Source organism: Escherichia sp. MOD1-EC6819 (genome assembly GCF_002965765.1).
In the GTDB taxonomy this organism is placed as follows: domain Bacteria; phylum Pseudomonadota; class Gammaproteobacteria; order Enterobacterales; family Enterobacteriaceae; genus Escherichia; species Escherichia ruysiae.
The window spans coordinates 94,918-109,402 of record NZ_PTRG01000007.1; the positions used below are offsets into that span (position 1 = coordinate 94,918).

At 52.8% G+C, this 14,485-nt stretch carries 11 protein-coding genes; 2 read left to right on the plus strand and 9 right to left on the minus strand.

From position 1 onward, the window contains the following. Positions 1-2: 2 nt before the first annotated feature. The gene (locus A7Z06_RS11705) at positions 3-1,712 is read right to left on the minus strand and encodes an AsmA family protein (protein ID WP_105279430.1); all 1,710 of its coding nucleotides are present in this window, start codon (positions 1,710-1,712) and stop codon (positions 3-5) included. Between the two features lie 120 nt (positions 1,713-1,832). Next, entirely contained in the window at positions 1,833-3,224 is a 1,392-nt protein-coding gene (gene xanP, locus A7Z06_RS11710; RefSeq protein ID WP_010344505.1) for a xanthine/proton symporter XanP, read from the minus strand. 279 nt (positions 3,225-3,503) lie between these two features. Here xanP and gltS point away from each other — a divergent pair, with 279 nt between their 5' ends. Then, a complete protein-coding gene (gene gltS / locus A7Z06_RS11715; RefSeq protein ID WP_000468835.1) occupies positions 3,504-4,709 on the plus strand; it encodes a sodium/glutamate symporter in 1,206 nt (401 codons plus the stop codon). Positions 4,710-4,898: 189 nt separating this feature from the next. Here the strand turns inward: gltS and recG are convergent, their stop codons facing one another. The 5 genes from recG to gmk are packed head-to-tail and all read right to left on the minus strand — an operon-like array spanning position 4,899 to position 10,762. Beyond that, positions 4,899-6,980 carry an ATP-dependent DNA helicase RecG gene (recG, locus tag A7Z06_RS11720; protein ID WP_000678475.1) on the minus strand — a complete coding sequence of 694 codons (2,082 nt, stop codon included), beginning with the start codon at positions 6,978-6,980 and terminating at the stop codon, positions 4,899-4,901. 5 nt (positions 6,981-6,985) lie between these two features. Continuing rightward, a complete protein-coding gene (trmH, locus tag A7Z06_RS11725; RefSeq protein WP_001070182.1) occupies positions 6,986-7,675 on the minus strand; it encodes a tRNA (guanosine(18)-2'-O)-methyltransferase TrmH in 690 nt (229 codons plus the stop codon). A gap of 6 nt (positions 7,676-7,681) precedes the next feature. Beyond that, positions 7,682-9,790 carry a bifunctional GTP diphosphokinase/guanosine-3',5'-bis pyrophosphate 3'-pyrophosphohydrolase gene (gene spoT, locus A7Z06_RS11730; protein WP_000280471.1) on the minus strand — a complete coding sequence of 703 codons (2,109 nt, stop codon included), beginning with the start codon at positions 9,788-9,790 and terminating at the stop codon, positions 7,682-7,684. An 18-nt stretch (positions 9,791-9,808) separates the two neighbouring features. After that, entirely contained in the window at positions 9,809-10,084 is a 276-nt protein-coding gene (rpoZ, locus tag A7Z06_RS11735; protein ID WP_000135057.1) for a DNA-directed RNA polymerase subunit omega, read from the minus strand. A gap of 54 nt (positions 10,085-10,138) precedes the next feature. After that, positions 10,139-10,762 carry a guanylate kinase gene (gmk, locus tag A7Z06_RS11740; protein WP_010344504.1) on the minus strand — a complete coding sequence of 208 codons (624 nt, stop codon included), beginning with the start codon at positions 10,760-10,762 and terminating at the stop codon, positions 10,139-10,141. A gap of 257 nt (positions 10,763-11,019) precedes the next feature. Between gmk and ligB the strand changes: the two genes are divergently transcribed. Then, entirely contained in the window at positions 11,020-12,705 is a 1,686-nt protein-coding gene (gene ligB / locus A7Z06_RS11750; RefSeq protein WP_010344503.1) for an NAD-dependent DNA ligase LigB, read from the plus strand. Here the strand turns inward: ligB and A7Z06_RS11755 are convergent. Beyond that, positions 12,702-13,319, minus strand: a complete 618-nt coding sequence (locus A7Z06_RS11755) for a trimeric intracellular cation channel family protein (RefSeq protein WP_105279431.1) — start codon at positions 13,317-13,319, stop codon at positions 12,702-12,704. The genes ligB and A7Z06_RS11755 overlap by 4 nt on opposite strands. A 249-nt stretch (positions 13,320-13,568) precedes the next feature. Then, entirely contained in the window at positions 13,569-14,432 is an 864-nt protein-coding gene (locus A7Z06_RS11760; RefSeq protein ID WP_000621334.1) for a YicC/YloC family endoribonuclease, read from the minus strand. Positions 14,433-14,485: the final 53 nt, after the last annotated feature.

Below are 14,485 nucleotides of genomic sequence, written 5' to 3' on the forward strand. Positions count from 1 at the left end.
TTTTACTGCACTGGCTCCGTTGACGTGACTTCGCCACTGGAAACTACGCCAGCATTCATGGTTTGGGTTACCTGCTGCTTTTCAGCGTTCACAGCATGGAGTTGTCCATTAACCGTGGGTTTTAGCGGTACATCGGTCTGGATATCGCCGCTGGCGGTGAGCTGAATATTGCCATCGCCCGTAATAGGTAACTCTGGCCATCCCCACTGTTGCAAAATGTTCATCGGCACACCGCGTCCGTTCAGGCTGATATGGGTCTGGCGCTGCGGCGTTTGTGAGACACTGGCAGTGGCTTCAAGAATGCCTTTCTCGGTAAACGCGCTAAGTTCGCTGATATTCACCGTGCTGCTATTGGCGGTTAGCGCCAGCGACGGACGACGAACGTCGACACGATTGAACGTTGCGGCGGCGGCATTCAGGTTCGCCGTGCCACTCCACACCCCCCACTTATGCTCGGCAACCAGCGTCAGATTCGCGCCATAACCATCCAGCGCGGTGAGCTGCCACGGAAAGTCAGGGTCGATATCAATGATCAGGTTGCGGCTGGCGCTAAATCTCTTCAGTTGCAGAGTGTTTAACCAGGCGGGAGTTTGCTGCATCCACAACTGTTGCCAGTTTTTCGGCAAGGTAAATTCCAGCCCGACAATCGCTGCGTCGTCGAGGAGCAGCGTTTTTCCATCGCGTTGCCAGTTCCCTGACGTTCGTACCATTCCGCCTTCCCAACGGCTGGTAAACTGGCGAAGCGCGACGCCCTGTGGGGAAAACTCCGCGTTCATAATGGGGTCAAATAAATGCAGCGAACCATAAATAAACTCGCTGGCGTTCATTGACAGCTTGCCTTCCTGCGTCTGCCAGTCATCTTTAATGAAGGTCATGTTGCGCAAGCTGAGATCGAGGTCGGTCACCGCCCAGTCCGGACCTTGCAGGCGAGCGTCGATCACTTCAAGGCGGCCAATCTGCAACGACGGGACAGAGCGCAAAGGTGCAAAGAAATCGGTCAGAGATTTTTCGCTTTGCAGACGGATATCGGCCAGGCGCAGATTTTCTACCTGCCAGCTACCATCGGCATTACGCTGCGCATTACCGGTTAATGAGCCACGGGCGATATCGGCGCCCAGATTCGTAAGCGTGACGCGATCGTTATCAATAGTGCCTTCAATCAGTACATTGGTAGCAGCAACATCGTTGAGCGACAGAGAGCCGGCACTGAACTGAATTTGAGCCTTCGTGCCCAGGACTTTACCGGCTTCCGGCGACCACGGAACGACGCCGCCATTTACTCGCTGTGCGCTGAGATTCCACTCGCTATTGGGACTGTTAAACGCCATATCACGCAGTTGCAGACGATCCGCTTTGAACGGTAACGGCGCGGTCTGGTCGGTGAGATTCAACGTCCCGTTTTCCAGCAGGATAGTATCGACATGGCGTGGTTCGCTCAGTTGCCGACTACTTAGCGCAATATCGACACTTTTCGCCACCAGAGTGGCGGGTTGACCATCGCGACCGAATGTGACGTTCTCCAGCACGATATGAGATGGTGCGGAAAACCGGTGATCCATCGCTCCGAAGGTCAAATGATAGTCGCTATTCCTGGAAATCCATGCGCTGATATGCTCTGCTCCCCAGCGGGTTTGCAGAAGGAAATAGAGGCCAGCGATCGCCACGAATAGCGCGATGAAAATGTAGAGAAGCAGCTTCCCAATAAATTTCATGGTCTTCCATCCCGTGAAATGCACATAAGGGAGTTATGCACGATTTACGCGCATTCCTCAAGGCGGGAATGGAGAAAGCGAGTGGCTACGACGGTAAAGAATTTTACCGCCGTGAGTGGATTACTGTTTTTCTGGCGGGAAAATCAGGTTCAGCACAATGGCAGTGATACCGCCAGCGGCGATCCCGGAGGAGAGCAGGTTTTTCAGCCAGTCAGGGGCAAACTGCAAAATCAGCGGCTGCTGAGAAACGCCCAGACCGACCGCCAGCGACAGCGCGATAATCAGAATGGCCCGACGATTCAGCGGTTCACGAGAAACGATACGCACACCTGATGCGGCGATAGTACCAAACATCACCAGCGTAGCGCCGCCAAGTACCGGTTCCGGAATATGCTGCACAAAACCGCTCACAGCCGGGAACAGGCCGAGCACAATCAGCATCAGTGCGACGACAAAACCGACATAACGGCTGGCAACACCGGTCAACTGGATCACACCGTTGTTCTGCCCGAAGCAGGAGTTCGGGAAGGTGTTAAACACCGCCGATACAAACGAGTTCAGGCCGTTTGCCAGTACGCCGCCTTTCAGGCGTTTCATGTACAGCGGACCGGAAACCGGTTGTTCGGAAACGTCGGAGGTGGCGGTGATATCGCCAATAGTTTCCAGCGAGGTGATCATAAAGACCAGCATCAGCGGCAACAGCAAACTCCATTCAATACCAAGCCCGTAATAGAGCGGTGTTGGCACCATAATCAGTTCTTGCGTCATCGGCTCGTTGCTTTCTGGCAACATGCCCATAAACCACGCCAGCGCATATCCGGCTGCCATCGCAATCACCAGCGAGGCCACGCGTAAGTAAGGGTTACGTTGACGGTTAAGCAGAATGATTAAAGCTAAGACCACGCCCGCCAGCAGCAAATTTTTCGGCGCGCCAAAGGTGTTATCGTTCATGGCCGCATAACCGCCGCCAATGGACGTTAACCCAACCTGTATTAGCGACAGGCCGATAATCATTACTACGACGCCAGAAACCAGAGGCGTAATAATGCGGCGCGCCAGATGTAAAACGCGGGAGATTACCATTTCGGTGCAACTTGCCAGCATCAGTGTGCCGAAGAGCGCCGCCATCATGGTAGGAACATCGGCGCCACCGGTCTTCAGTGCCGTTCCGCCCATAATTAGCGGAGCAACGAAGTTAAAGCTGGTGCCCTGAATAGACAATAACCCGGAACCAACCGGCCCCCAGGCTTTAATCTGAATAATCGACGCCACACCGGAAGCAAACAGCGACATACTAATAATGTGTTGCGTGTCCTGTGCTGGTAAACCCAGCGCCTGGCAAATTAACAGTGCTGGCGTGATTACCGCGACAAACATCGCCAGCAGATGCTGACAGGCGGCAAACAGAGTTTGAGCAAGCGGCGGACGATCTTCAAGACGATAAATCAGTTCGCTGTTTTGAGCCTGCGCAACCGGTTGCGCATTTTCTGACTCTAGGGTGGAAACAGACATCGAAAACAATCCCGTGGTGGCAAAGCGGGCATTTTAGCTGACCGAAAGGCAAAAGCAAACGTTTGCCATGCATTCTTCTAAATATTTAAATGCGATAAATGCACTTTTTTATATAACTTTTGGTTGTTTTCTGCTTAAAATCCATGCCATTTTTTTATTTTCAGCTGAGAATTCGAACCGGGATAGCATGACTCGATACTCGTCATATTTCGCCCTAATGCACATGCGCGATGAAGTATGACGAGTGTGAAAGAGTGGTGCGGACACAAAGGAGTAACTATGTTTCATCTCGATACTTTAGCAACGCTTGTTGCAGCAACCCTGACGTTGCTGCTCGGGCGCAAGTTGGTCCATTCCGTCTCCTTTCTGAAGAAATACACCATACCTGAACCGGTTGCCGGAGGGTTGCTGGTGGCACTGGCGCTGCTGGTGCTGAAAAAAAGTATGGGCTGGGAAGTTAATTTTGATATGTCCCTGCGCGATCCGTTGATGCTGGCATTCTTCGCAACCATTGGTCTGAATGCCAATATTGCCAGCCTGCGTGCCGGTGGGCGTGTGGTGGGGATTTTCCTCATCGTGGTTGTTGGCTTACTGGTGATGCAAAATGCCATCGGCATTGGGATGGCTAGCCTGTTAGGGCTTGATCCGCTGATGGGGCTGCTGGCCGGTTCTATTACGCTTTCCGGCGGCCACGGTACAGGTGCTGCGTGGAGTAAATTGTTCATTGAACGTTATGGCTTCACCAACGCGACGGAAGTGGCGATGGCTTGTGCAACGTTTGGTCTGGTGTTGGGCGGCTTGATTGGGGGGCCGGTGGCGCGGTATCTGGTGAAGCACTCCACCACGCCAAACGGTATTCCGGATGACCAGGAAGTCCCCACCGCATTTGAAAAGCCGGACGTTGGGCGCATGATCACCTCGCTGGTGCTGATTGAAACCATCGCTCTTATCGCGATTTGTCTGACGGTGGGGAAAATTGTTGCGCAACTTTTGGCTGGCACAGCTTTTGAATTGCCGACCTTCGTTTGCGTGCTGTTTGTGGGTGTGATTCTGAGTAACGGTCTGTCAATGATGGGCTTTTACCGCGTCTTTGAGCGTGCGGTATCGGTGTTGGGTAACGTAAGTCTGTCGTTGTTCCTGGCGATGGCGTTGATGGGGCTGAAACTTTGGGAGCTGGCTTCGCTGGCGCTGCCGATGCTGGCGATTCTGGTCGCACAGACCATCTTCATGGCGTTGTACGCCATCTTTGTCACCTGGCGCATGATGGGCAAAAACTACGATGCGGCGGTGCTGGCTGCGGGTCACTGTGGTTTTGGCCTTGGTGCAACGCCCACGGCAATTGCCAACATGCAGGCGATCACTGAACGCTTTGGCCCGTCGCACATGGCCTTCCTGGTGGTGCCGATGGTCGGTGCGTTCTTTATCGATATCGTTAACGCGCTGGTGATTAAGCTGTATTTGATGTTGCCGATTTTTGCGGGGTAACCGATGAAGCGGCGGTATGCGTGCCGCCGCAACAAAGACAAATGCCTGATGTGCTTCGCTTATCTGGCCTGCGTAATGATTCTCAATTTATTGATTTTGTGAGTTTTTTGTAGGCCGGATAAGGCGTTCACGCCGCATCCGGCAGGAAGGTAGATCAATCTGAAACGGCGGTCTTCTCACCGCCGCCTTTTACGCATTCGAGTAACGTTCTGTTTCTGGCATCCAGCGTTCTATCAGGGCTTTTGCCTGTTGTGGGTAACGTTCGTGAATATGCCGTGCCAGGCGCTGAACTTCCGGGATCATGGCCTGATCGCGCAGTAAATCTGCCACTTTAAATTCGGCATTACCCGTCTGACGCGTACCTAACAGTTCGCCAGGACCGCGAATCTCTAAATCTTTCTGTGCAATCACAAATCCGTCGCTGCTGTCACGCAGCACTTGCAGGCGAATTTGCGCCGTTTTGGAGAGTGGCGTTTTGTAGAGCAGCACGCAGTGAGAAGCCACCGCGCCACGTCCCACGCGCCCGCGAAGCTGGTGTAACTGCGCCAGACCCAGACGCTCCGGGTTTTCGATAATCATCAGACTGGCGTTAGGCACATCAACACCGACTTCAATAACGGTAGTGGCAACCAGCAGGTGTAGCTCACCTTGTTTAAACGACGCCATCACCGCCTGCTTCTCGGCAGGTTTCATCCGCCCGTGTACCAGGCCAACGTTCAACTCTGGTAGCGCCAGTTTCAACTCTTCCCACGTGGCTTCGGCTGCCTGCGCTTCCAGTAATTCCGATTCTTCAATCAATGTACAAACCCAGTACGCCTGACGACCTTCAGTCATGCAGGCGTGACGCACGCGGTCAATGATGTCGTTACGACGCGTATCCGGGATTGCCACTGTCGTCACCGGGGTACGCCCTGGCGGCAGTTCATCAATGACCGAGGTATCGAGATCGGCATAGGCGGTCATTGCCAGCGTGCGGGGGATCGGCGTGGCGGTCATGATTAACTGATGCGGATGGAACCCTTGCTGCTGGCCTTTCTCCCATAACGCCAGGCGTTGATGCACACCAAAACGATGCTGTTCGTCGATAATCACCAGCGCCAGACCGTTAAATTGCACCTGTTCCTGGAAGATGGCGTGCGTACCAACAATCATCTGCACCTGACCGCTGGCGATGGCTTCTTGCTGAGCCAGTCGTGCTTTACCTTTCTGTTTACCGGCGAGCCAGCCCACTTCGATACCGAGCGGCTCAAACCAGTTGCGAAAGTTATTGGCGTGCTGTTCGGCGAGCAACTCGGTTGGTGCCATCAGCGCCACCTGTTTCCCGTGAGCAATTGCACGCAGCGCGGCAAGGGCAGCAACCAGCGTTTTACCGGAACCTACATCGCCTTGCACCAGACGCATCATCGGAACATCGAGCGCCATATCGCGCTCGATTTCCGCCACCACACGTGCCTGAGCACCCGTTGGTTTGAACGGTAAGGTGGCAAGGAGTTTATTTTTCAGCGAGTCATTGGCGCTAAGCGGTTGGGCATGAAAACGTTGTGCTCCAGCGCGTAACGCCAACATACTGAGGTTGTGCGCCAGCAGTTCTTCCAGAATCAGACGACGTTGTGCCGGATGCTGCCCGCTTTCCAGATCGCTAAGTTGCAGCGTCGGTGGCGGGCGATGCAGAGTTCTCAAGGCTTCCGGCAGCGTCATCATCCCCTGTGACAGTTCCGGCGGCAACAGTTCTTCAATAGCGCAGGTATCCAGCAGATCCAGCGCCTGGTCGGTTAATTTACGTAGCGTTGCCTGTTTAACGCCTTCAGTCGTTGGGTAAACCGGCGTGAGCGTTTCCTGTAGCTCCGGAGTACTGAGATCACCCTGTACGCGATATTCCGGATGGATCATCTCCGCGCCATATTTGCCGCGCTTTGCTTCGCCGTAGGCCAGCACACGTCGTCCCGTCGCCAGGCTATTTTTCATCGCCGCGCTGAAGTTGAAAAAGCGCATGGTGAGAATGCCGGAACCGTCGCTAATCTGGCAGGTCATCATCCGTCGACCGCCGAAGGAGATATTACAGTTCAGCACTTCGCCTTCAACCGTGGCATAAACGCCGGGTAGCAGCTCGCCAATGGGATAAAGATGGGTGCGATCTTCGTAGCGCAGGGGAAGGTGTAAGAGTAAATCCTGCACGGTATGCAGGTTGATTTTCGCCAGCTTGTTACTTTGTGCCGCGCCAACGCCCGTTAGGGAACTGAGCGGGACAGCATCTAACAGGCGACCTTTCATCGCACTTACCCTGCAGCCTGCATGGTGGCCCACCAGTCGGCATCAGCTTCGATCTCGCCTTGCTGATTGACGTGGGGGTAAGGCAGGCCTTTGCGTTTTGCGACTTTCGCCAGCACCGGATAGCCGCCTTCAAACAGCAGGCGTTGTTGTTCTGATTCCGGTAACATGCTGTTTTCACGAAGGTACATGCCTGCGTTTTGCCGCTGACGCTGGGCTTCGTAAAGAATGAGTGCCGATGCGACGGAGACGTTCAGCGACTGCACCATGCCGATCATCGGGATAATGATGTCCTGATCCGCCAGTGCTAACGCTTCCTGCGTGATGCCTGTTTTCTCCTGACCCATCAAAATACAGGTCGGGCGGGTGTAATCAATTTCGCGAAAATCGACGGCGTTATCAGAAAGATGGGTTGCCAGAATCTGCATTCCCTGGCCTTTCAGATGGGCGACGGCATCGCCAATGGTGCGGTGCGTTTTCACCTGTACCCAACTGTTGCTGCCAGCCGCAGCCGAAGCCATAGTGCGCATCCGGCTGCCAGGCCAGACGGCATGAACTTCATGTACGCCAACGGCATCTGCGGTACGAATAATCGCAGAAACGTTATGGGGTTTGTGAACCTGTTCCATGCAGACGGTCAGGTCAGGCTGCCGCCTGGCGAGCATTTCACAGATGCGTGCATAACGTGTTGGGTTCATAAAACATTAATTTCTGTTTCGGGTGACTTTAATCACGTCTGGCATCACACGGATTTTGCGCATGATATTTGCCAGATGTACGCGATCCCGGGCGGTCAGGCGAATAAAGGCACTATAGACGCGACCATCTTTCTCTTCCGTATTCAAACTTTGAATATTGGAATTGGTTGTGTTGATCGCCGCAGTCAGGTTTGCCAGCGCACCCTGATGGTTGAACATTTCCACCTTGATTTCAGTAATGAACTCCTGCGCCGTTTCTTTATCCCATTCTACAGCCATAAACTTCTCTGGCTCTTTCTGGTAGCCACGGATGTTACGGCAGGACTCATGGTGGATCACCAGACCTTTACCGGGGCTAATGTGGGCGATGATCGGGTCGCCGGGAATAGGGCGGCAGCATTTCGCAAAAGTGATCAACACGCCATCAGCGCCTTTAATCGGCAGATGCCCGTGGCTTTGGGTTGCTGGTGGAATGGAACCGTCTCCCTGCTGGAGATTCTTCGCTACCACTACGCTCATTGCATTGCCAAGACCGATTTCTGCCAGCAAATCGTCAAGTGTCGCCAGTTTCATGCGATCCAGTTCGCGCTGAATATTTTCCTGCGGGATTTCATTCAGCTTACGGCTGCCACCCAACGCGTGGTTGAGCAGGCGACGCCCCAGGCTAACGGAATCATCACGCTTGAGGTTTTTCAGCAACTGGCGGATTTTGGCGCGTGCTTTCGAGCTGACGACAAAGTTCAGCCAGGCGGCATTCGGGCGAGCGCCCGGCGCGGTAATGATTTCAACGGTTTGTCCGCTGGAGAGTGGCTGCGACAGCGGGTAAGGCTGGCGATCAACTCGCGCACCCACGCAGGCATGACCGATATCGGTATGCACCGCGTACGCGAAATCGACAGGCGTGGCACCGGCAGGCAGTTCGACAATGCGCCCTTCCGGTGTGAAAACGTAAATCTCATCCGGGAAGAGATCGGATTTAACGCTCTCGATAAATTCAAATGAGCTACCGGCGCTCTGTTGAAGCTCCAGCAGGCTCTGCATCCAACGCTGGGCGCGGATTTGCGCAGTGGTGCTGGTCTCGCCGTGCTCTTTATAAGCCCAGTGTGCGGCAACACCCATCTCCGCCATTTGATCCATATCTTCGGTACGGATCTGGACTTCAACCGGCACGCCGTGGGGGCCAATCATCGAGGTGTGCAAAGACTGATAGCCGTTCGCTTTTGGAATGGCGATATAGTCTTTCACGCGACCTGGACGCGGCTTATACAGGCTGTGCATCTGGCCGAGCACGCGATAACAGGTATCGGAATCATTGACGATCACGCGGAAGGCGTAGATATCCATGATTGAGTGAAAACGCTGCTCTTTGAGCACCATTTTGCAGTAAATCGAATAAAGATGTTTCTCGCGACCACTGACGCGGCACGGTATTCCCGCTTCCTGCAAGCGCCCTTCGATTTCTGAGAGGATTTTTTGGATCATCTCTTTACGGTTACCGCGCGCGGCTTTCACCACTTCTTTAATCACGCGGTAACGGTTGGGATACAGCGCCTCAAAACCCAACTCTTCGAGTTCGGTTTTAATGTGGTGGATACCTAAACGGTGTGCCAGCGGGCTGTATATTTCGAGAGTTTCACGGGCGATTCGGCGACGTTTGTCCGGGCGAAGTGAGCCCAGCGTGCGCATGTTGTGGGTACGGTCTGCGAGTTTGATGAGGATGACGCGGATATCCTGCACCATCGCCATAATCATCTTGCGAAAGTTTTCGGCTTGCGCCTCTTTCTTATCGCGGAACTTGAGTTTATCAAGTTTCGACACCCCCTCTACCAGCTCGGCGACGCTTTTGCCAAAAAGCTGTTCCATGTCCTGGTAGGTGGCGGGAGTATCTTCAATCACGTCATGAAGTAGCGCAGCCATTAGCGTTTCATAGTCGAGTTTCATCTCGGCCAGAATGCAGGCAACCGCTACCGGGTGCGTGATATAGGGTTCACCGCTTGAACGTGTTTGCCCCTCGTGAGCATCACGTGCAACGAGATACGCCTGCCGCAGACGCTTAATTTGGTCTTCTGGCAGGTAGTTTTGAATCAGTTGATTCAGGCTTTCAAACAGATACAAGGGCGACCCGCTTTGTGATTAACGACGACCTTCAGCAATAGCGGTAACGGCTTGAATTTCAGCGGCTTCCTGCTCTTGCTGTTCCTGGCGTTCGCGAACGTCGAGGATCTGGTTGTTGATCAGACCTTCTTCGATTTCGCGCAGCGCGATTACTGTGGTTTTATCGTTTTCTTCCGGTACTAGCGGATCCTTTCCGCCTACCTGCATCTGACGAGCGCGACGCGCGGCGACCAGTACCAGGTCAAAACGGTTACCAATTTTCTCTACAGCGTCCTGAACAGTTACGCGTGCCATACTTAAAAAGCTCCACAGGTGAAGAAATGACTGGGCATGATACTGAAAGAAGGTTCAGTCTGCCAACAATTTGCTGATTAAAGCGTCATGACGTTGCTTTTGGCGACTCATGCGCAAGCGTTCGGCGCGAATAATGGTCTTCAGATCACCCAGTGCGGTGTCAAAATCATCATTCACAATCAAATAATCATATTCGGCGTAATGGCTCATTTCTGCAACTGCTTGCGCCATACGCTTTGCAATGACCTCTTCGCTGTCCTGACCGCGACCGCGTAGACGGCGATCCAGCTCGATTTTGGACGGCGGTAAAATAAAGATACTACGCGCATGTGGCATCTTCTGGCGAATTTGTTGCGCGCCCTGCCAGTCGATATCCAGAAAAACATCTACGCCACTTGCCAGTACTTGCTCAATGGCTTCGCGCGAAGTGCCATAGTAATTACCGAACACTTCCGCGTGCTCAAGGAATGCATCTCTGCTAATCATCTCTTTAAATTCATCATGATTAACAAAGAAGTAATGCTCACCGTGTACTTCACCTGGACGCGGTGCGCGCGTGGTGTGTGAAACAGAAACCTGGGTGTCATACAACGGTTGGGTTTTTAATAAAGCCTGAATCAGGCTGGATTTACCCGCGCCACTGGGGGCAGAAACAATATAAAGCGTGCCTTGAGCCATGAGTATCTTTCGTATGTGATTAGCGAAATAAAGCCTACATACGAGCTTATTATACACGGCGCGGTCACGTGACGTAGCCCTCGCTCATACTTTTTGCGCAAAGTTGTTGCGTTTTGCGTAGCTGTTTCCGCAATTCCCTGTCATTTACTGCAATCAGAACGATTCTCTGGAAGCGTCCTCGCACACTTCGTTTTTGCCACTCGGATTTACATTCACCACGTTGTATACCTGCCCGCCTGACTACAGCGGAGGTGATGATGAAAGTATGGATAGCGGTATTAATGGGGATTTTGTGCTGGCAATCATCGGCGCAGGCGGTCTGCCCAGCCTGGTCGCCCGCCAGAGCGCATGAAGAAATTTCCCGCCTGCAACAACAAATAAAACAGTGGGACGATGATTACTGGAGAGTAGGAAAAAGTGATGTGGAAGACAGTGTTTACGATCAGATAAGTGCCCGTCTTACGCAGTGGCAACGTTGTTTTGGTGAAGAGACGCATCGTGACGCCATGATGCCGCTTTTAAACGGCATGGTTATCCATCCGGTTGCGCATACGGGCGTACGTAAAATGGCGGATAAAAATGCGTTAAGACTGTGGATGCGTGAACGCAGCGATCTTTGGGTGCAACCAAAAGTTGATGGTGTTGCGGTAACTCTGGTCTACCGTGAGGGAAAACTGATTAAAGCGATCAGTCGTGGTAATGGCCTGAAGGGCGAAGACTGGACGCAGAAAGTTCGCTCGATTCCTTCTGTACCACAATCCGTCAGCGGAACTTTAGCCAACAGTACGCTGCAGGGCGAAATATTTCTCCAGCGTGAGGGGCATATCCAAAAACAAATGGGGGGAATGAATGCGCGCTCGAAAGTCGCGGGCATGATGATGCGGCAGAACAATACTGACGCGCTAAATTCACTTGGCGTGTTTATCTGGGCGTGGCCGGATGGACCGCAGTTAATGACCGAGCGATTGCAACAGCTTGCAACCGCAGGGTTTAGTCTGACGCAGATGTACACTCGCGCAGTCAAAAATGCTGATGAGGTTGAGCGGATACGTAATGAGTGGTGGAAAACAGCGTTACCCTTTGTTACCGATGGTGTCGTTGTACGAGCGGCGAAAGAACCCGAATCCATCCATTGGCTACCGGGTCAGGCGAATTGGTTGGTGGCGTGGAAATATCAACCCGTGGCACAGGTTGCCGAAGTGAATGCGATTCAGTTTGCGGTGGGTAAGAGCGGCAAAATATCGGTGGTGGCGTCACTCGCGCCTGTCATGCTGGATGATAAAAAAGTTCAGCGGGTGAATATTGGTTCCGTCAGGCGCTGGCAGGAATGGGATATTGCGCCTGGCGATCAAATCCTCGTTAGTCTTGCCGGTCAGGGTATTCCACGCATTGACGATGTGGTCTGGCGCGGAACGGAACGTACTAAACCAATGCCGCCAGAAAACCGCTTTAATTCGTTGACCTGCTACTTTGCTTCTGATGTTTGTCAGGAGCAATTCATTTCACGGCTAGTCTGGCTGGGGTCAAAACAGGTTTTGGGGCTGGACGGCATTGGTGAAGCTGGCTGGCGTGCGCTGCATCAGACTCATCACCTTGAGCATATCTTTTCCTGGCTTCAGTTAACGCCAGAGCAATTGCAGAACACGCCGGGGATAGCGAAAAGCAAAAGCGAGCAGTTATGGCATCAGTTTAATCTGGCACGTAAGCAGCCTTTTACCCGCTGGGTGATGGCAATGGGAATACCCTTAACCCAGGCGGCGCTTAACGCCTGCGATTCCAGCACCTGGGAGCAAGTTTTGCAGAGAAGCGAACAGCATTGGCGGCAACTGCCAGAGACAGGACCTCGTCGTGCCAGCCAGGTTATTGAATGGAAAGATAATGGGCAAATCAAGATGCTGGGCAACTGGCTGGCTGCCCAGCAGGTCACAGGTTTTGTGCCTTAGTGACCTTCGTGGCTGTAGTAAAAGACGGGTAAACCCAGCTTAAGACGCAGCGCCAGCAAGCGAGCGAAAAAGCCAAACACCAGAGTGGAAATAATCACCACATCATGGTTATAGACGTAGTGTTGCAACGCGATATAGAGTACGGCGGAGGCAAATGAAACCCCAGCATACAGCTCTTTCTGAAAGACCAGCGGGATGCGTTTACAGAACATGTCTCGCAAAACGCCGCCAAACACGCCGGTCGTCACCGCTGCGACAACGGCAATGATCGGACCGTGCCCCATATCCAGCGCGACTTGTGCACCAATAATAGAAAAAACTACCAGCCCGAGCGCATCAAGCACCAGAAAGACTTTGCGCAGATAAGGCATCACCGGGGCAACAATAGTCGTCAGTACGGCGGCTGTGGCAACAATAATCACATATTCCGGATGCTTGACCCAGCCGAGCGGATAGTGGCCTAAAAGAATATCCCGCACTGAGCCACCACCGATTGCGGTGGCGGTCGCAATGATAATTACGCCAAATGTATCCATTCGGCGTCGCCCAGCCGCCAGCGCCCCCGTCATGGCTTCGGCGGTAATACCAACCAAATACAAAATGTGTAACAGCATGGTTCTCTCCCTAAAAATCTGTCTGGCAGGGTAGCGATTTGTGTGCATCGTCACGATTGAGATTTTTTAAGGTGAGTTTGGATTGATAATTTATAGTTATGTGAAATTGGTGCTTTCTGCAAATCTAATGCATTTTTCTGATGTTGTGCTAAGAAAAATGCATTAGAAAAAGTATGGGATTTTTGACGTTTTTTAGGTAGATGTACGTAGAGCCGCTGAAATTAACAATGGCCTACAACGCTGTGTCGCTTACTCAATATTCTGGATCTGTTCGCGCATCTGCTCAATCAACACCTTCAACTCAATCGCGGAGTTTGTCACTTCGGCATTGATAGACTTCGAGGCCAGGGTGTTCGACTCGCGGTTGAACTCTTGCATCATAAAGTCCAGACGACGACCAACGGCTTCTTTTTTCTTGAGAATGTTGTAGGTCTCTTTGACATGCGCTTCGAGGCGATCCAGCTCTTCAGCAACATCAATTCGTTGCGCCAGCAGCACCAGCTCTTGCTCCAGACGATTGTTCTCCAGCTGAACCTGAGCATCTTCCAGCTTCGCGACCAGACGTTCACGCTGCCATTGCAGGATTTCCGGCATATGGGCGCGCACTTTAGCCACTTCGGCGGTGACACCTTCCAGACGCTGCTCGATCAACGCTTTCAGCGCCTGACCTTCGGTTTCGCGCGCGACGATAAAGTCGTCCAGCGTACCATCAAGAGCAGCAAGAATTTCAGCGGCAATAGCGTCGAGATCCTGTTCCTGGGCTGCCATTACGCCCGGCCAGCGCAGGATATCAACGGGGTTGATTTCCCCTTCGTCGCTCTGCATCTTTACCCAATTCGCAGCAGTTACCAGCTGTTTAGCCAGTTTTTCGTTGAGAATCAGTTCACCTTGCGCGCTGACATCTGGCTCATAGCGCAGGGTACATTCCACTTTACCGCGCGTCAGGCGAGAACGAATACGCTCACGAACGACAGGTTCCAGGCTACGGAACTGCTCCGGCAGACGAAAGTAAGTTTCCAGATAACGCTGGTTTACCGAGCGCATTTCCCAGGTTGCGCTCCCCCATTCACCCTTGATTTCACGCCGGGCGTAGGCGGTCATACTGCGGATCATAGACGTTCCTGTTTATAAAAGGAGAGGTGGAAGGATTATAGCCATCGATGCCT

Bases quoted from the DNA above. Each gene is read 5' to 3' on its own strand.
- gmk (WP_010344504.1), bottom strand. From the start codon at position 10,762: ATGGCTCAAGGCACGCTTTATATTGTTTCTGCCCCCAGTGGCGCGGGT.
- A7Z06_RS11755 (WP_105279431.1), bottom strand. From the start codon at position 13,319: ATGCTGTTACACATTTTGTATTTGGTTGGTATTACCGCCGAAGCCATG.
- A7Z06_RS11705 (WP_105279430.1), bottom strand. From the start codon at position 1,712: ATGAAATTTATTGGGAAGCTGCTTCTCTACATTTTCATCGCGCTATTC.
- recG (WP_000678475.1), bottom strand. From the start codon at position 6,980: ATGAAAGGTCGCCTGTTAGATGCTGTCCCGCTCAGTTCCCTAACGGGC.
- gltS (WP_000468835.1), top strand. From the start codon at position 3,504: ATGTTTCATCTCGATACTTTAGCAACGCTTGTTGCAGCAACCCTGACG.
- A7Z06_RS11760 (WP_000621334.1), bottom strand. From the start codon at position 14,432: ATGATCCGCAGTATGACCGCCTACGCCCGGCGTGAAATCAAGGGTGAA.
- ligB (WP_010344503.1), top strand. From the start codon at position 11,020: ATGAAAGTATGGATAGCGGTATTAATGGGGATTTTGTGCTGGCAATCA.
- rpoZ (WP_000135057.1), bottom strand. From the start codon at position 10,084: ATGGCACGCGTAACTGTTCAGGACGCTGTAGAGAAAATTGGTAACCGT.
- trmH (WP_001070182.1), bottom strand. From the start codon at position 7,675: ATGAACCCAACACGTTATGCACGCATCTGTGAAATGCTCGCCAGGCGG.
- xanP (WP_010344505.1), bottom strand. From the start codon at position 3,224: ATGTCTGTTTCCACCCTAGAGTCAGAAAATGCGCAACCGGTTGCGCAG.